The sequence below is a fragment of the Gordonia phthalatica genome, assembly GCF_001305675.1.
Classification (GTDB): Bacteria; Actinomycetota; Actinomycetes; order Mycobacteriales; family Mycobacteriaceae; genus Gordonia; species Gordonia phthalatica.
Genome location: NZ_CP011853.1, coordinates 1,735,013 through 1,752,722 on the forward strand (window position 1 = coordinate 1,735,013; position 17,710 = coordinate 1,752,722).

General features: G+C 68.8%; 12 protein-coding genes. 7 read left to right on the plus strand and 5 right to left on the minus strand.

What is annotated here, in order from left to right; translation table 11 throughout:
* The first annotated feature begins 20 nt into the window (after positions 1-20).
* On the plus strand, positions 21-2,144 hold the full coding sequence (locus ACH46_RS08055; RefSeq protein ID WP_062392447.1) for a bifunctional copper resistance protein CopD/cytochrome c oxidase assembly protein: 2,124 nt from the start codon (positions 21-23) through the stop codon (positions 2,142-2,144).
* A 9-nt stretch (positions 2,145-2,153) separates the two neighbouring features.
* Here the strand turns inward: ACH46_RS08055 and ACH46_RS08060 are convergent, their stop codons facing one another.
* Complete coding sequence (locus tag ACH46_RS08060; protein ID WP_062392448.1) at positions 2,154-2,555, minus strand: TIGR02611 family protein; 402 nt, start codon at positions 2,553-2,555, stop codon at positions 2,154-2,156.
* 308 nt (positions 2,556-2,863) lie between these two features.
* Here ACH46_RS08060 and ettA point away from each other — a divergent pair, with 308 nt between their 5' ends.
* Genes ettA through ACH46_RS08080 form a run of 4 tightly spaced genes read left to right on the plus strand, consistent with a single transcriptional unit; the run spans position 2,864 to position 10,505 of the window.
* Complete coding sequence (ettA, locus tag ACH46_RS08065) at positions 2,864-4,537, plus strand: energy-dependent translational throttle protein EttA (protein ID WP_062392449.1); 1,674 nt, start codon at positions 2,864-2,866, stop codon at positions 4,535-4,537.
* Between the two features lie 51 nt (positions 4,538-4,588).
* Positions 4,589-9,277, plus strand: a complete 4,689-nt coding sequence (locus ACH46_RS08070) for an NAD-glutamate dehydrogenase (RefSeq protein WP_226995803.1) — start codon at positions 4,589-4,591, stop codon at positions 9,275-9,277.
* Between the two features lie 8 nt (positions 9,278-9,285).
* On the plus strand, positions 9,286-9,795 hold the full coding sequence (locus ACH46_RS08075) for an acyl-CoA thioesterase (RefSeq protein ID WP_062392450.1): 510 nt from the start codon (positions 9,286-9,288) through the stop codon (positions 9,793-9,795).
* Positions 9,796-9,800: 5 nt separating this feature from the next.
* Positions 9,801-10,505, plus strand: a complete 705-nt coding sequence (locus tag ACH46_RS08080; protein ID WP_062395141.1) for a DUF8185 domain-containing protein — start codon at positions 9,801-9,803, stop codon at positions 10,503-10,505.
* A 3-nt stretch (positions 10,506-10,508) separates the two neighbouring features.
* On the opposite strand, the gene ACH46_RS08085 is transcribed toward ACH46_RS08080, so the two are convergent.
* Positions 10,509-12,125 carry a glycoside hydrolase family 13 protein gene (locus tag ACH46_RS08085; protein ID WP_062392451.1) on the minus strand — a complete coding sequence of 539 codons (1,617 nt, stop codon included), beginning with the start codon at positions 12,123-12,125 and terminating at the stop codon, positions 10,509-10,511.
* A gap of 98 nt (positions 12,126-12,223) precedes the next feature.
* Positions 12,224-12,616, minus strand: a complete 393-nt coding sequence (locus tag ACH46_RS08090; protein WP_062392452.1) for a globin — start codon at positions 12,614-12,616, stop codon at positions 12,224-12,226.
* Between the two features lie 168 nt (positions 12,617-12,784).
* Here ACH46_RS08090 and ctaJ point away from each other — a divergent pair, with 168 nt between their 5' ends.
* Together ctaJ and ACH46_RS08100 are read left to right on the plus strand one after the other, a co-directional pair.
* A complete protein-coding gene (gene ctaJ / locus ACH46_RS08095; protein ID WP_062392453.1) occupies positions 12,785-13,033 on the plus strand; it encodes an aa3-type cytochrome oxidase subunit CtaJ in 249 nt (82 codons plus the stop codon).
* The gene (locus ACH46_RS08100; RefSeq protein ID WP_193392957.1) at positions 13,020-13,502 is read left to right on the plus strand and encodes a DUF5130 family protein; all 483 of its coding nucleotides are present in this window, start codon (positions 13,020-13,022) and stop codon (positions 13,500-13,502) included. Before ctaJ ends, ACH46_RS08100 begins: the two co-directional genes overlap by 14 nt.
* A 78-nt stretch (positions 13,503-13,580) precedes the next feature.
* On the opposite strand, the gene pepN is transcribed toward ACH46_RS08100, so the two are convergent.
* Positions 13,581-16,157, minus strand: coding sequence for an aminopeptidase N (gene pepN, locus ACH46_RS08105; RefSeq protein WP_062392455.1), 2,577 nt, complete (start codon positions 16,155-16,157; stop codon positions 13,581-13,583).
* Positions 16,158-16,178: 21 nt separating this feature from the next.
* Positions 16,179-17,696 (minus strand): AMP-binding protein, encoded by a 1,518-nt coding sequence (locus tag ACH46_RS08110; RefSeq protein ID WP_062392456.1) that lies wholly within the window; start codon positions 17,694-17,696, stop codon positions 16,179-16,181.
* Between the last annotated feature and the right edge of the window lie 14 nt (positions 17,697-17,710).

The following is a 17,710-nucleotide window of genomic DNA, read 5'->3' on the forward strand; positions in this document are numbered from 1 at the left end:
CGCGTCATAGAGTGGAGGCCATGACAGTGACGTCCGCTGAGACAGCGGAGGAACCCGTACGCGACCGGCTCAACGACCCGTCGGGGATGCGGTCCGCGTTGATTCTGCTGATCATGGTGGTCGGCGCGGTCGCCTCGGTGATCGTGACGGCGGCGTCCGCCGCCTACGCTCTGCGTCTGCTCGGTGTGCCGGACGCCGGATGGATGACGACATACGGCCTCCCGGTGGCGACCGTGATCGGCCAATTGAGTGCGGCGGTCGGATTCGGCAGCGTCATCTTCGCGGCGTTCTTCGTGCCGCCGCAGAAGACCGGCTTCCTCGACGCAGGCGGTTACCGCGCGATGCGGTGGGCGACGTGGTCGTTCATCATCTGGGCGGTCTGTGCACTGCTGATGATCCCGCTGTCGATCTCGAACACGAGCGGATCGCCGCTGAAGGACTTCTGGGACAGCCCGCGAACGCTGTGGACCGCCTATCAGATCGTGGCCGACGGCAAGTATTGGATGTGGACCGCGGTCTTCGCGGTCTGCGCCGCACTGGTCACCCGGCTGGCCCTCCGGTGGGGGTGGACCTTCGTCGCCCTGCTCTTCGGATTCCTCTCGTTGATGCCGTCCGCGCTGCTGGGACACTCGTCCTCGGGCGGTGCGCATGACATCGCGACCAACAGCCTGATCCTGCACATCGTCGCCGCCGCGGTCTGGGCGGGCGGCCTCCTCGCCGTCCTGGCCTACGCGTTCGGGGACGGCAAGTGGCGGAATCTCGCGCTGTCCCGCTATTCGCGGGTGGCGTTCTGGTGCCTGTTCGTCGTCGGAATCAGCGGCGTCATCAACGCCCTCGTCCGGATGTCGATCGGCGACCTGTTCACCACCACCTACGGCCTCGTGGTCGTCGGTAAGGCCGTCACCCTGATCCTGGCCGGCGTCATCGGCGCGATGCACCGAGCCTTCACCCTCCGCGAACTCGAAGCCACCGACCAACCGCGCAAGTCGCTGTTCGTGCGCTTCGCGGCCGTCGAACTCGCCGTCTTCGCGGTGGCCTTCGGCTTCGGCGCGGGCCTGTCACGCACTCCGCCGCCGGTCCTGTCGACCGCGAACGTGACGCCGATGGAACTGAAGATCGGCTACACGCTCGACGGCCCGCCGACCTTCGCTCGACTGATGCTGGACTGGCGCTTCGACCTGATCTTCGGCACCGCGGCGATCCTCGCCGCCGTCGTCTACCTGCGCGGCGTCTATCGCCTCCACAAGCGCGGCGACGCCTGGCCGGTCGGCCGCACCGTGGCCTGGCTCCTCGGCTGCGGCTCGCTGCTGTTCGCGACGTCGTCCGGTATGGGCCGATACGCACCGGCCATGTTCAGCACCCACATGATGAGCCACATGATGCTGTCGATGCTGGTCCCGGTTCTGCTGGTGCTCGGCGGCCCGGTCACCCTCGCGCTGCGGGCACTGCCCGCCGCCGGCCGCGACAACCCGCCCGGCCCGCGCGAATGGATCCTGCTGGGCATCCACAGCAAGTACTCGCGGATCATGACCCACCCGCTGATCGTGGTGGTCCTGTTCGTCGGCTCGTTCTACGTCCTCTACCTGGGCGGGCTCTTCGACGCGGTGGTCGAGAACCACTCCGCGCACCTGCTGATGAACCTGCACTTCCTGGTGAGCGGCTACCTGTTCTACTGGCTCGTGATCGGCATCGACCCGGCGCCGCGGCAGATCAGTCCGGTCGCGAAACTCGGGGTCGTGATGGGTTCGCTGCCGTTCCACGCGTTCTTCGGCGTCGCGCTGATGATGACGAGCGGGATCATCGCCGAGAAGTGGTACACGTCGCTGCAGCACCCGTGGGCTTTCGACATGGCGGCCGACCAGCGCGTCGGCGGCGGCATCGCCTGGGCGACGGGCGAGTTCCCGCTTCTGGTGGTCATGCTGGCCCTGCTGATCCAATGGAACCGGTCCGACAGCCGAGCGGCCAAGCGGTTCGACCGCAAGGAGGAACGCGACCATGACGCGGAGCTCGACAGTTACAACGCCATGCTGCGGCGGATGAACGCTCCCGAACCGGCGGTGGAGGCCGTCGACGTCGCAGGCAGTGACGAGACGAGTGTCGAGTCGACGGGGACGCCCGAGGCGAAGGGCGACGCGTCGACGTAGCCGAGGCGGCTACGCGGCGGCGAGCTGCAACTGCGGGAACTGGAACCGATGCTGATGCTCGGTCCAGGTCCGCAGGTAGTGGACGCCCGTCTGGTAGTCGAGGAACAGGTTCTTCCAGGCGCGGGCGCTCTGCACGACGTGCGTCGTGATCACCGCGGTCTGATGGAGCAGGCGCCGCATGAACGAGGTGACGCGGTGTGCCCACTCGAACTCGGTGGACAGGACGCCGAGGCCGAGGAAGAAGGTCACCCACCCGGGGCCCGGGATCGGAAGCGGGATCATCACCAGGCCGGCCAGCACCATGAGAGTGCCGATGACGCCGACGCCGACGCGGTACAGACGGTTGAGGACCGGACGCTGCCGGATCATGTAGCGCCGCTGCCGGTGCCAGACCTTCAACCGCAGTCGCATGTCAGCATGTGCCTCTCGTCGGGGACGGGTCGTCGTCGGTCGCGGGTGAGCGACCGTCACTGATTGATAACGAGCCAGCGCCTACGACGGTTCCCAGTGTGACACACCACACTCGCAGATCGGGAATTTCTCGATCGAGTGTCGGCGACGTCATCGCGACCGGAGGCCGGTGGCGGCCGTGGCGCGAGGAGCGTCGCAAGACCGATAGGATGGTCGCCGAGCCATGCCGCCGCCGACGCCGGTTCGGTGGGCGCATCGAGAGAAGAATCATTCATCGCAGCGGAAAGCTGCAGCTAGGAGCGGTAATCGTGGCTGAGTTCATCTATACGATGAAGAAGGTCCGCAAGGCGCACGGCGACAAGGTGATCCTGGACGACGTCACCATGTCGTTCTACCCGGGCGCCAAGATCGGTGTGGTCGGTCCCAACGGCGCGGGCAAGTCGTCGATCCTGAAGATCATGGCCGGTCTGGACCAGCCGAGCAACGGCGAAGCCTTCCTCGATCCCGACGCCACCGTCGGCATCCTCCTGCAGGAGCCGCCTCTCAACGAGGAGAAGACGGTCAAGGAGAACGTCGAAGAGGGCATGGGCGAGATCAAGGTGAAGCTCGACCGCTTCAACGAGATCGCCGAGCTCATGGCCACCGACTACTCCGACGAGTTGATGGAGGAGATGGGCAAGCTCCAGGACGACCTGGACAACGCCGACGCGTGGGACATGGACTCCCAGCTGGAACAGGCGATGGACGCCCTCCGCTGCCCGCCCGGCGACCTGCCGGTCACGAAGCTCTCCGGTGGCGAGCGTCGCCGCGTCGCACTGTGCAAGCTCCTGCTGCAGAAGCCGGACCTGCTCCTGCTCGACGAGCCCACCAACCACCTGGACGCCGAGAGCGTGCTGTGGCTGGAGCAGCACCTCGCGAACTACGCGGGCGCCGTGCTCGCCGTGACGCACGACCGCTACTTCCTCGATCACGTCGCGCAGTGGATCTGCGAGGTCGACCGCGGCAAGCTGCACGGCTACGAGGGCAACTACTCGGCCTACCTGGAGAAGAAGGCCGAGCGCCTCGAGGTCCAGGGCAAGAAGGACCAGAAGCTGCAGAAGCGCCTCAAGGAGGAGCTCGCCTGGGTCCGCTCCGGTGCCAAGGCCCGCCAGACCAAGAACAAGGCGCGTCTGGCCCGCTACGAGGAGATGGCCGCGGAAGCCGAGAAGCACCGCAAGCTCGACTTCGAAGAGATCCAGATCCCGACGCCGCCGCGTCTGGGCAACGTGGTCGTCGAGGTCAGCAACCTCGACAAGGGCTTCGACGGCCGCGTCCTGATCAAGGACCTGTCGTTCACGCTGCCGCGCAACGGCATCGTCGGCGTCATCGGCCCCAACGGCGTTGGCAAGACCACGCTGTTCAAGACCATCGTCGGTCTGGAGAGCCCGGACTCGGGCGACGTGAAGGTCGGCGAGACGGTCAAGCTCAGCTACGTGGACCAGAACCGCGCGAACATCGATCCCAAGAAGACAGTGTTCGAGGTGGTCTCCGACGGACTCGACTACATCGAGGTCGGCCAGAACGAGATGCCGTCGCGCGCCTACGTGAGCGCCTTCGGGTTCAAGGGCTCGGATCAGCAGAAGCCCGCCGAGGTGCTCTCGGGCGGTGAGCGCAACCGCCTGAACCTGGCCCTGACACTCAAGGAGGGCGGCAACCTGATCCTCCTCGACGAGCCGACCAACGACCTCGACGTCGAGACCCTGAGCTCGCTGGAGAACGCCCTGCAGGAGTTCCCGGGCTGTGCCGTCGTGATCTCGCACGACCGCTGGTTCCTGGACCGCACCTGTACTCACATCCTGGCGTGGGAGGGCAACGTGTCCGAGGGCCAGTGGTACTGGTTCGAGGGCAACTTCGAGGCCTACGAAGCCAACAAGATCGATCGCCTCGGACCCGACGCCGCGCGCCCGCACAGTGTCACGCACCGCCGCCTGACGCGCGACTGACGGCCGATCGGCTCGGACGGCCCTCCAACCCCGTCCGCGGGCGGTACTCTCGTGCCGAACGTAGACGAGGTGGAGCCGACCCCGCCGACCGGCCCGCGTGCGCTCCTCCTCGACAGAGGGAGGCAGATTCACGTGAACGACGCGCCGGATCGATCGGGCGAGGACATCGCCGCCGAGTTCGCTGCCTTCTATTTCCCCGAATCCCCGGATGCCGCTGCGGTGTCCGGGGATTCGTGGTCTCGCCTGAAGCGACACCTGGAGCTCGGTGACACCCGGGAGGCGGGGGAGACCGCAGTCGGCACCACCGAACTCGCCGACGGTTCGATCGAGGTGCAGGTGGTCGCCGACGACATCCCGCTGCTGGTCGGATCGGTGCTGACCGTCCTCGACGAGGCCGGCCTCACGATCGCGGCCAACGAGCACCCGATCCTCGCGGTCCGCCGCGACGCGAACGGCCGGATCGAGGGCCTCGACGAGACCGTCACGAACGTCAGCGGCGGCAGCGACGCGGAGTCGTGGATCAGCGTCACGACCGGCCCGGCGCCCGGCTGCGACATCGATCGGCTGCGCGCCGAGATCGGTGGCGCCCTGGTGCGCGCGCAGGCCGTCGACGGCGACACCGCGGAGATCGCCCGACGCCTGTCCGACCTCGCGGAGGCGATCAGCGACGACGACGAGGACGCCGACCTGCTGAGCTGGTTCGCGATCCGCGACAACTTCCTGGCCGTCGGCTACCGCGAGGCCGTGCCCGGACGCCCCGGGCTCGGTGTCTGGCGCGACGCGGCGACGCTGCGCCCGGATCCGATCGACGACGCCGACACCCTGACGGTCGATCACACCTACCTGCCCACGGGCCTGCTGCGCACCCGGTTCCCGGTGATGCTCCGCGTCCACGTCGACGGGGTGGAACACCAGGTGGTCGGCGCCATCACCTCGCTCGGCGACTACCAGTCGGTCCGATCGGTGCCGGGCGTCCGCGGCAAGGTCGGCGACGTCCTCCGCGGCCTGGGCCTGCCCGAGGACTCATTCGGCGGCATCGCGGCGCTGGAAGTCCTGCAGACCTATCCGCTCGCCGAACTGATGGTCATCGACAGCGACGACCTGACCCGCCGGATCGCCCAGGTCCTCGACGCACAGACCACCCGCGATCCGCGCTTCTACGCGCGGACCGGGCCGGACGGGTTCGCGAGCATCCTGGTGTTCATGCCGCGCGAGCAGTACTCGTCCGACGTGCGCTCCCGCATCGTCGCACTGCTCGAGGACCAGCTGCAGGGGAGTCAGACGGAGTTCCTCACCAAGCTGTCCCACCTTCCGCTGGCCCAGCTCCTGGTGGTGATGCGGACCGATGCCGACGTCGCGACCGCCGTGGGCGGCGACCTGCTGGCGAATCTCACCGACGAGGCGCGCACCTGGTCCGATCGCGTACGGGCCGTGCAGACCGCCGACCCGGAGGTCGCGCGGCTGCTCGGAACCGTGGGTGATCGCTATCGAGACGAACGCGAACCGTCCGACGCCGCCGTCGACCTGCCGATCGCCGCCAGGCTGGCCGCCGGCGACCTGCACGCCTACCTCGACCGCACGGCGGCCGACGCCTGGCGCTTCGTCCTCTACCTCGCCGACACCACCGCGGCCCTGACCGACGTCCTCCCGATGCTGCAGAGCCTCGGACTCACGGTGGTCGACGAGCACCCGCACACCATCGACCGGCCCGACGGCGTCGCCGTCAACGTCTACGACTTCACCGTGCACCCCGCACCGCACGTCGACGTCGACGACGCCCCGGATCCGGAGGGGCGGATCGCCGAGGCGTTCACCGACATGTGGCTCGGCGAGACCGAGGTCGACGGTTTCAACGAACTGGTGCTGCGCGCCGGCCTCACGTCCCGGACCGTCGCGATCGTCCGCACCTATGCCCGCTACCTCAACCAGTGCGGTGTCGGGTTCACCCTGGCGCACATGGCGGAGGTCCTCGGCGACCACCGCGCCGTGACGCAGGCCCTCGTCGACCTGTTCGTCGCCACCTTCCATCCCGAGCAGGGTTCGGCGGAGCGACGGGACGCCGCCGACGCGAGACTCCGCGAGCACATCGCCGAGATCCTCAGCCTCGATGCCGATCGGGTGGTGTCGGCGCTCGCAGGCACCGTCCGCGCCACCCTGCGCACCAACTTCTACATCGACGATCATCGGGCGGGCATCCGCCGCACCATCGCGGTCAAACTCGACACCGGCGCCATCCGGCAGGCGCCGCTCCCGCGGCCGAAGTACGAGATCTTCGTGTACTCGCCGAAGATCGAGGGCGTCCACCTGCGGTTCGGCGACGTGGCACGCGGCGGACTGCGCTGGTCGGACCGCCGCGAAGACTTCCGCACCGAGGTGTTGGGGCTGGTGAAGGCGCAGGCGGTGAAGAACGCGGTCATCGTGCCGGTCGGCGCCAAGGGCGGTTTCGTGGTCCGCGAACCCGTCCCGCCCACCGGCGACCCGGCCGTGGATCGGCAGGCGTTCCGCGACGAGGGCATCGCCTGCTATCGGGCGTTCGTCGGCGCACTGCTGCAGATCACCGACAACCTCGACACGGTCAGCGGCGAGGTCCTGCCGCCCGCGCGGGTGGTACGCCGCGACGGCGACGACCCGTACCTGGTGGTGGCCGCGGACAAGGGGACGGCGGCGTTCTCGGACATCGCCAACGCTGTCGCGGACCAGTACGGGTACTGGCTGTCGGACGCCTTCGCCTCCGGCGGATCGGTCGGCTACGACCACAAGGCCATGGGCATCACCGCGCGCGGCGCCTGGGAGTCGGTGAAACGGCACTTCTGGGAGATGGGGGTGGACACCCAGACCCAGGACTTCACCGCGGTCGGCATCGGCGACATGAGTGGCGACGTCTTCGGCAACGGCATGCTCCTGTCGCGGCACACGCGGCTCGTCGCCGCGTTCGACCATCGCCACATCTTCATCGACCCCGACCCCGACCCGGCGACGTCGTATCCGGAACGCGCGCGACTATTCGCACTGCCGCGATCGTCGTGGGACGACTACGACCGCACGCTCATCTCGGCCGGCGGCGGCATCTGGTCGCGGGAACAGAAGGCGATCGACATCAGCCCCCAGGTGCGGCGGGCGCTCGGCCTCGCGGACGCGGTGACCGTCCTGTCGCCGCCGGAACTGATCCGGGCGATCCTCCTCGCCCCCGTCGACCTGCTGTACAACGGCGGCATCGGCACCTACGTGAAATCCTCCGACGAGGCGAACTCGGCGGTCGGCGACAAGGCCAACGACGCGATCCGCGTCGACGCGAATCAGCTGCGCGTCAAGGTGCTCGGGGAGGGCGGCAACCTCGGAGTCACCGAGCACGGCCGGATCGAAGCCGACCTCGCGGGCATCCGCATCAACAGCGACGCCCTCGACAACTCGGCGGGCGTCGACTGCTCCGATCACGAGGTCAACCTGAAAATCCTGCTCAATGCCCAGGTGTCCGGCGGTGCACTCGACGCCGACGACCGCAACGATCTGCTGCTGTCGATGACCGACGACGTCGCGGAGCTGGTGCTGGCCGACAACATCGATCAGAACGCCGAACTCGGGATGGCGCGCGACACCGCGGACGACGACACGGACCTGCACGGCCGGATGCTCGGTCATCTCGCGGACGCGGGCGTCGACCTGAAGCTGGAGGCACTGCCGACCCCGGGAGAACTGAAGCGTCGACGCTCGGGAGAACTCGCGCGCGGGCTCACCAGCCCCGAGCTCGCGACGATGATGGCGCACATCAAACTCGACGCGAAGCAGCGGCTGCTGGCCTCGCCGCTGCCCGACAACGAGATGTTCGACGGCCTCGCCTCGGCGTACTTCCCGGAGCCGGTGCGGGAGAAGTTCGCCGACGGCATCCGGGCGCACCGACTGCGCCGCGAGATCGTGACGACGGTCCTGGTGAACCGGACGGTCGCCGACGGCGGCATGACCCACCTGTACACGCTGGGCGAGACGTCCGGCACCGACATCGGTGACGCGATGCGCGCGACGGTCGTCGCGACCCGGGTGTTCGGCATCGGCGCGCTGCTGGCGGAACTGCGCGGCGAGAAGGTCGCGGCGTCGGTGGTCGACGACGCCACCCGACGGGTCCGCGGGCTCCTGGCCGCCGGCGCCCGCTGGTTCCTGGCGCACCGGCCGCAGCCGATCGCGATGGCGGCCGAGACCACCCGCTACGCCGACGTCGCCGACCTCGGGGGACGCCTGGATGAGTGGCTCAGCGAGACCTCGTCCCGGGAGGTGGCGCGGCGCCGCGACATCCTGGTGGACGCCGGGGTGCGCCCGGCCGCGGCACAGGCCGTTGCGATCAGCCCGTACCGCCTGCAGCTGCTGGATGTGCTGGACCTCGCCGAGATCACCGACCGGTCGCCCGAGGAGGTCGGCGAGCTGCTGTTCACCCTGGTAGAACGGTTCCGGATCGACGAGCTCGCCACTCACATCGCCGAACTGGACCGCAGCGACCGGTGGTCGCTCTTGGCGCGACTGTCTCTGCGCGACGAACTGCACTCGGTGCTGCACGCGCTCACCCGCGCGATCCTGTCGATGTCGGAGCCGGACGAGCCGACCGTGCAGAAGATCGACGACTGGGAGCAGTCGCAGTCGGCGATGATCGGTCGCGCGGAATCGACCCTCGACGACCTCGAATCCGACGGGCACTGGGACCTGGCCACGCTGTCGGTGGCCGTCCGATCCCTGCGCGGCATCGTGGGTTAATGTCAGGCATGGCTGATCTCGAGAATCCCGGTGATGAGAAGCAGGCTCAGCGAAGGCTTTTCGCCGACAACGGCCACACCACCGACCGCGGCTACGTGGTCACGGTCCCGGTCCGTTGGTCCGACATGGATGTCTTCCAGCACATCAACCACGCGCGGATGGTGACGCTCCTGGAAGAAGCGCGGATCCCGTGGCTGTTCTACGACGACAAGCCGACGGCGCCGATGCGCAAGGGCTGTCTGGTGGCGGACCTCCACGTGAAGTACCAGGGCCAGATCCGGCACGACGAGTCGCCGATCACCGTGACCATGTTCGTCGAGAAGCTCCGCGCCGTCGACTTCACCGTGGGCTACGAGGTGCGTCCCCACGGCGCGGCTCCCGACTCCAAGCCGGCGGTCGTGGCGTCGACGCAGCTGGTGTCCTTCGACATCGACACCCAGCGTCCGCGGCGCATGCCGCCGGAGGAGAAGGCCTACCTGCAGTCGTTCCTGCGCGAGCCCGGACAGTCGGCGAAGTGAGCGTGATGGACGGCGGCGTCGAGCACGTCCTGCACCCGCACGGGCCGTCGGACCGCACCGACGTCGCCGCCTTTCTGGATCGGGCGCGCCGCGTCGACGACTCGGGCGTCCTCCGCGCCCAGCAGCGCGCCGACGGTCGCGTGGGCCTGTGGATCCGCACCGGCTTCGACATCCTCGCCACCCGCTCGGTGTTCGGCACGGTGACGCCGTCCGACGTGATCGCCGACGTCGGCGCGATGACCGCCTCGCTGCCGGGCGGCGGTCCGGTGTCGCTCGGCTTCGCCCTGCCCGGCGCGTGGCAGGGAGCGCTGCCGCCGGCCGACGGTTTCATTCACCTGGACGACGTGCCCGCCCGCGACCTCGTCGCGCTGTCGCGCAGCGGCGCCGACGTCGCCCGCAACGAGTCGGGCGCGCTGGGGATGGCGTCGTCGTTGCTCGACCAGACGGTGCTCGAGGTCAGCGCCCACGACGCAGACGGTGCCGCGGTCGGCGAGGTCGCGAAGGTGACGATGCGGGCCGTCTTCTCCCTGACGGCGATGGGCTTCGTGCGCGACGCGGACGGTCACGAGATCAGCGAGACGTCGCCGCTGGAGCGCATCGCGGCGGACGAGCCGGTGCGCGTGCGCGTGTCGTCGAGCTGGGTGCGCGTGGACGCCAGGTTCGGCTCCGTGTACCAGCGGCGATCGGTGCTGAACCTCGGCGTCGTGTAGGCCTTACACCAGCCAGGCGGTCGCGCCGGGGACCAGCAGGCCGGACTCCAGCGGGGTGCTGACCAGCAGGATCTGCCCGGGCGGCAGCGGCACGGGCTGCGCCGAGAGGTTGGTCGCGCAGATCAGTCCGCCGGGACGGCGGAACGCCAGGCAGCCGTCGGGCGCCCCGTACCACTCGACGGTGTCACCGGAGAACTCCAGGCGCGCGTACCGCAGTTCGATGGCCTGCCGGTACAGCGACAGCGTCGAATAGATGTCCTCGAGCTGCGATTCGACGGTCAGCGACGCCCACTCCGCGGGAAGCGGCAGCCACGGCTCGCCGGTCGTGAAACCGAAGGGCGGCTCGGTGCCCTCCCACGGCAGCGGCACGCGGCAGCCGTCGCGGCCGCGATCGGTGTGCCCGGAGTTCTCCCACACCGGGTCGACGAGGGCCTCGTCGGGTAGGTCGACGTCCGGTATCCCCAGCTCGGCGCCGTTGTAGATGAACGCGGTGCCGGGCAGTGCCAGTTCGAGCATGACCATGCCGCGGGCGCGGGTGGTGCCGATCGCGAGGAGTTCGTCGGGGGAGAGGCCCTCCGCGGCGTCGCCGGTCGGCAGGTAGCGCGTCACCTCGCGGGGGACGTCGTGGTTCGACAGGGTCCAGGTGGGGGTGGCTCCGACCAACGACGTCGCGGCGAGGGAGGCGTCGATGGCGGCGCGGACCTCGTCTGCGTCGAATCCCGCGGTCGCAAGGGCGAAGTTGAAACCGAGGTGGAGCTCGTCCGGTCGGACGTACTCGGCGAAGGCCTCGGGAGAGCTGACCCACACCTCGCCGACATTGAAAGTGCCCGGGTACTCGTCCATCACGCGGCGGATGGCGCGGTGGATCTCGTGAACGCCCGGATTGTTGAACCGCGGATCGTCGTCGGTGTGCCGGAGCACCTCGGCCGGATGCTCCAGGTCGGGGAGTCCCTCGGGCTTGGCCATGCCGTGCGAGACGTCGATGCGGAAGCCGTCGATGCCGCGGTCGAGCCAGAACCGCATGGTGGTCTGCAGATCGGCGAGGACCTCGGGGTTGTCCCAGTTCAAGTCGGGCTGCTCGGGGGCGAACAGGTGCAGGTACCACTGACCCGGGGTGCCGTCCGGCTCGGTGACGCGGGACCACGCGGGGCCGCCGAACACGCTGGTCCAGTTGTTGGGCGGCTCGTCGCCGTCGTCGCCGCGTCCGTCGGCGAAGTGGTAGCGGGCCCGCTCCGGGCTGCCCGGTTCGGCGGCCAGCGCCTCGGCGAACCAGGCGTGCTGGTCGCTGGTGTGGTTGGGGACCAGGTCCATGGTGACGCGGATGTCGCGGTCGTGGGCCTGGCGGATGAGCTCGTCGAAGTCGTCGAGATCACCGAACAGCGGGTCGACGGCGCGCGGATCGGACACGTCGTAGCCGTGATCGGCCATCGGCGATCGCATGATCGGCGACAGCCAGATCGCGTCGACGCCGAGGAGCTCCAGGTAGCCGAGCTTGTCGATCAGACCGGCCAGATCGCCGACGCCGTCGCCCGACAGGTCGGAGAACGATCGCGGATAGACCTGGTAGACGACCGCCGACCGCCACCACGCATCATCGGATGCGTCGGGGGCGTTCGTCATGCTCTGCTCACTCACCGTCTCGTTTCCTCACCGTCTGTCGTGTCCTGCTCTGTGGTGCCGTGCGTCTGCCTGCAGTCTTCTCTACCCGAACACCGGCATCAGTACGGGCTGTTGACCAGCATCTCGGCCGCAGCCTTCATGTAGTTGTGCATGGCCTCGCGATGTTCGTCGTCGAGCGTCTCGGCCTCGATGGAGTCGATGGCGACGGTCATGCAGCGCAGCCATGCGTCGCGGGCATCGGGACCGATGACGTACGGGATGTGCCGCATCCGCAGGCGGGGATGGCCACGCTCCTCGTTGTAGGTGTGGGGGCCGCCCCAGTACTGCTCCAAGAACATGCGGAGGCGACGTTCCGCGGGGCCGAGGTCCTCTTCGGGATACATCGGCTTCAGGATGTCGTCGGTCGCCACCTCTTCGTAGAAGCGGTGGGTGATCCGGCGGAAGGTCTCGTGTCCGCCGACTTCCTCGTAGAACGTCGTCACAGGCACCATTGTCCACTATCCCCGCGGGGCGGGTGGCAGCCGCCGTCGAAGATCTACTACCCGGTGTAGGGACCTACGGGGACAGCGGTGGGGGCCGTGCGATAAATTGTTCTCACCGGATCTGCATACGGCAGATCGTTTGCGCTTAGCTCCGAGCGCTTGTCGAAAGGGTGGGGTGTGGACCAGCTTCTTGTCCCCGTCGGAATGACCGTCGTGGTGCTCTGCGTGATCGCAGTCGCCCTCTGCGTCGTCTCGATGGCGTTCTCACATGGTTTGAAGCGGCCGAAGATCAACGAGTACTCGCTTGACCAGAAGTGGGAGAACGGCCCGCTCCTGTTCAGCGCGACCGAGATCCAGCCGATGGCCCTGAGCCGGCATTTCGAGCCCGGCGATATCGAGGGAGGTTCCGCAAGTGGCAAGTGGTGACGTGACCCAGAACTCCACCGCCGTCGCACGCGCGGGCGCACTGCCCCTCGGCACGGTCGTGACCAACAGCGGCCGCATCTCGGCCGCGCTGTACCCGGGCGACGACTTCGGCACCCCGCCGTTCAGCCGCGACGACCTGGTGCTCCTCGACGACACGCTGAGCGAGACCAGCGAAGTGGCGCACGTCCGCTTCTCGGTCTACATCGGCGACCTCGGCTCGGACATCGTCGCCGGTGCCCGCGAGATCCTCGCGCAGGCCCCCGAGCCCGCCCACGGCGCGCTGATCGCGGTCTCGCCCAACACCAAGGACGTCGCCGTCGTGTCCGGCGCCCAGGTGGCCGGTCGGGTCAACGACCGCGTCGCCGAGCTCGGCGTCTCCGCCGCGCTGGCCTCGTTCAAGCAGGGTGACCTGATCGACGGTCTGGTCGCTGCGCTGCGCGTGATGGCCACGGCCGTCGATCGCCCCTGATGCTGATCGACCGCTGATCTGACGATCTGACGAAGCAGGCCCCGCCTTTCGGCGGGGCCTGCTTCGTGTTCTCTAGAACTACTTCGCGCTGTCGAAGGCGCGGGCGCGGAGCGAGCGAGCCACTCCGTCCCGGCCTTCCACGATCAGTCGGCGCAGGGCCGCCGGGTGCTCCTCGGCGAGGAAGGCGTCGGCCTTCGCGAGCCCGTCCTCACTGATGTCCCACGACGGGTACAGGCCGATGACGACGGTCTGGGCCACCTCGCTGGTACGACGCTCCCAGAGCGCGGCGACCTCGTCGAAGTAGCGCTGCGTGTACGGCGCCATCAGCTTCTCGCGGCCGGGACGCGCCAGTCCCTCGACGATCGACCGGACGGTGACGTTGGCGATCGAATCGTCGTTGAAGGCCTTGTCCCACGCCTCGGCCGTGGCCTCGGCGGTCGGTCGGGCCGACCGTGCGGCCTCGGCGTTGCGGGCGCCGGCGGCGGTGTTGTCGGCCGCGGCCTCGGCGTCGATCACGTCGGTGTCGATGCTGCCGTGAGCGGCGAGCGCCTTGACCAGCCGCCACCGGAGGTCGTGATCCACCACCAGGCCGGCGAGGCCGTGGTTCGCGGGATCGTCGCCGTCGAGTAGCGCCCGGATGCCGGACTGCAGCGCGTCGGGGGTGACGCCGCCGAGGAGCGCATTGATGAAGGCGAGCTGGTGGTCGGAACCGGGCTCCGCCTCCTTGGCGAGCTCCAGCAGACGCGTCGCCAGTGCGGTGCGCCCGGTCGACGCCGCCCACGCCGGGTCGGCGTACGACTCCAGCGCGGTCGCTGCCTGCAGCAGGACCCGCTGCACGACGCCGACCTCGGTCTCGGCACCGATGCCGCGGCTCACCAGGGCGATGAAGTCCTGCGCGGTCATCTCCGCCTGACGGGTCATCTCCCAGGCGGCGGACCAGACCAGCGTGCGCGGCATCGAATCGGTGATGTCGCCGATCCGGGCGGTCGCGGTCGCGAGGGACTCGGGGTCCAGTCGCACGGACGCGTACGTGAGGTCGTCGTCGTTGAGGAGGACCAGGTCGCCGCGCGCAGCACCGACCAGCTCCGGGACCTCGGTGCGCTCACCCTCGACATCGAGTTCGACGACGTTGCTGCGGGTCAGCGCGCCGTCGGTGTCGGTGTAGACGCCGATCTTCATGCGGTGGACGCGGGTCTCGCCCGCACCCGGGACGGCGCCCTCCTGCAGGACGGCGAACGAGGTGAAGCGACCGTCGGCGTCGACGGTGAACTCGGGACGGAGAACGTTGATGCCGGTGGTCTTGAGCCATTGCGCGCCCCACCCGGACAGGTCACGACCGGAGGAACGCTCCAGTGCGCCGAGGAGGTCGGCGAAGGTGGCGTTGGCGAAGCGGTGCTCGGCGAAGTATTCGCGGAGCCCGGTCAGGAACGGTTCCAGACCCACGTAGGCGACGAGCTGCTTGAGCACCGAGGCGCCCTTGGCGTAGGTGATGCCGTCGAAGTTGACCTCCACCGCAGCGATGTCGGGGATGTCGGCGGCCACGGGATGCGTGGACGGCAGCTGATCCTGGCGGTACGCCCACGACTTCTCGACGTTCGCGAACGTGGTCCACGCGTTGGTGTACTCGGTGGCGCTCACCTGGGAGAGGACCGAGGCGAAGGTGGCGAACGACTCGTTGAGCCACAGGTCATCCCACCACTGCATGGTGACGAGGTCGCCGAACCACATGTGCGCCATCTCGTGGAGGATGGTCTCGGCGCGCCGCTCGTACAGGTAGCGGGTGACGCGCGAGCGGAAGACGTAGTCCTCCAGGAAGGTCACCGCACCGGCGTTCTCCATGGCGCCCGCATTGAACTCGGGGACGAACAGCTGGTCGTACTTGCCGAACGCGTACGGAACGCCGAAGGCCTCGTGGTAGAAGCCGAATCCCTGCTTGGTCTCGGTGAACAGACGGTCGGCGTCCATGAACTCGGCGAGGGAGGCACGGCAGAACAGGCGCAGCGGGATGGTGCCGTGCTCGTCGGAGTACTCGTCCGACCAGACCGCGTACGGTCCGGCGATGAGCGCGACGAGATAGGTGCTCATGATCTCGGTGGTGGCGAAGCGATGCACCACCGCGCCCTCGCGGGTGGTCTCGGATGCGTCCTCGGTGGCCCCGTTCGAGATCACCTGCCAGTCCGCCGGTGCGACGACGGTGACCGCGTACTTCGCCTTGAGGTCGGGCTGGTCGAAGCAGGCGAACATGCGCTTGGCGTCGGCGGTCTCGAACTGCGAGTACAGGTACACCTGGCCGTCGGCCGGGTCCTGGAACCGGTGCAGGCCCTCGCCGGTGTTCGAGTAGGCGCACTCGGCGACCACTTCGAGGGTGTTCTCGGCGGCCAGGTTCGGCAGCGCGAGCCCGACGGACTCGTCGAAGCCCGCGATGTCGAGGGCCGTGCCGTTCAGGGTCGCGGACACCAGTGTCGGTGCCACCAGGTCGATGACGGTGCTCGCGCCCGCGGTCGCGGTGAACGTGACCTGCGTGATGGAGGTGAATCGCTCGACGCCCGGCGCGCCCGCGCCGTCGGTCAGGTCGAGGTGGATCCGGTAGGTGTCGACGGAGAGGAGGGCGGCGCGCTCGGCAGCCGCATCGCGTGTCAGATTCGGTGCACTCACCCCTCCAACACTAGACACGGGTCAATCGGCGGGGCGGAACAGTTCGGCGAACTGCGCCCGCAGCTGTGCCTTCTGCACTTTGCCCATCACGTTCCGCGGGAGCGCATCCACGGTCCGGACGGCGCGCGGCTGCTTGAAGCGTGCCAGGCGGTCGCGGAGCGAGTCCAAGAGCTTGGCCTCGTCGGGGGTCTGTCCGGCGGCCGGGACGACGACGGCGACCACCGCCTCGCCCAGGTCCGGGTGGGGTACACCGATCACCGCGGTCTCCAGGACGGTCGGGTGCGCGTCGAGCAGCTCCTCGATCTCGATCGGGTACACGTTGAGGCCGCCGGAGATCACCATGTCCTTCTCGCGTCCGACGATGCAGACGTAGCCGTCGTCGTCGAGGCGGGCCACGTCACCGGTGATGAAGAAGCCGTCGGGCCGGAACTCGGACGCCGTCTTCTCCGGCATCTGCCAGTACCCGGCGAAGACGTTGGGGCCGCGTACCTCGATGATCCCGGTGTCGCCGTCCGGGACCGTCTCGCCGGTCGCGGAGTCGGCGATCCGCAGTTCGACGCCGGGCAGTGGGAAGCCGACGGTGCCCGGCTTACGCGGGCCGTCGTACGGGTTGGAGGTGTTCATGCCGGTCTCGGTCATGCCGTAGCGCTCCAGGATGGCCTGCCCGGTGCGTTCGGAGAACGCGCGGTGGTCGGAGGCGAGCAGCGGTGCCGACCCGGAGACGAACAGGCGCATGCCTGCGGTCCGGTCGCGGTCGAATCGGTCGTCGGCCAGCAGCCGGGTGTAGAAGGTCGGCACGCCCATCAGCACGGTGGAGTCCGGAAGCAGATCCAGGACGGCGTCGACGTCGAAGCGCGGAAGGAAGTGCATCCGTGCGCCGGTGGTGAGCGACAGGTTCGCGGCGACGAACAGGCCGTGGACGTGGAAGATCGGCAGCGCGTGGATCAACCGGTCGGTCGGGGAGTACCGCCAGAGTTCGCGCAGCGCATCGCAGTTCGACGACAGGTTCCCGTGCGTCAGGACAGCGCCCTTTGACCGGCCGGTGGTGCCGGACGTGTAGAGGATGGCGGCGGGATCGTCCGGGGCCACGGCTCGGACGTCCGCGAGTTCGGGAAGCGCGTCGGCGACCAGGCTGCCGTCCCCGTCGACCCCGAGCGTCTCGACGACCAGACCCGCGGTGCTGGATCGGTAGTCGTCGGCCCGCTCCGGTGCGCAGACCAGGACGGTGGGCGCGGCGTCGTTCAGGAAGTAGTCCACCTCGGCACCGGTGTACGCGGTGTTGAGCGGGAGGAACACCGCGCCGATCTGCTGGGTGGCCAGGTACAAGGCGATCGCCTCCGGTGACTTGCCGACCTGCATCGCCACCCGGTCGCCGGCTGCCACGCCGTCGGCGACGAGCCGCGCCGCGATCCGCCGCACGGTGCCGATGAAATCGCGGTAGCTCCGCGTCTCGCCGCCGGGGAGGTCGAAGGCGACGGACTCGGGGTGCTGGTCGGCGTGCTGGAGGATGCGGTCGAGGATCGACGTGAACGCGGTCATGCTCCCAATTCATC

Coding starts and splice junctions, on each gene's coding strand:
- ACH46_RS08090 (WP_062392452.1), bottom strand. CDS start 12,616: ATGGTGCCTGTGACGACGTTCTACGAGGAAGTCGGCGGACACGAGACC.
- ACH46_RS08080 (WP_062395141.1), top strand. CDS start 9,801: ATGGACGGCGGCGTCGAGCACGTCCTGCACCCGCACGGGCCGTCGGAC.
- ACH46_RS08060 (WP_062392448.1), bottom strand. CDS start 2,555: ATGCGACTGCGGTTGAAGGTCTGGCACCGGCAGCGGCGCTACATGATC.
- ACH46_RS08055 (WP_062392447.1), top strand. CDS start 21: ATGACAGTGACGTCCGCTGAGACAGCGGAGGAACCCGTACGCGACCGG.
- ACH46_RS08085 (WP_062392451.1), bottom strand. CDS start 12,125: ATGACGAACGCCCCCGACGCATCCGATGATGCGTGGTGGCGGTCGGCG.
- ACH46_RS08110 (WP_062392456.1), bottom strand. CDS start 17,696: ATGACCGCGTTCACGTCGATCCTCGACCGCATCCTCCAGCACGCCGAC.
- ACH46_RS08075 (WP_062392450.1), top strand. CDS start 9,286: ATGGCTGATCTCGAGAATCCCGGTGATGAGAAGCAGGCTCAGCGAAGG.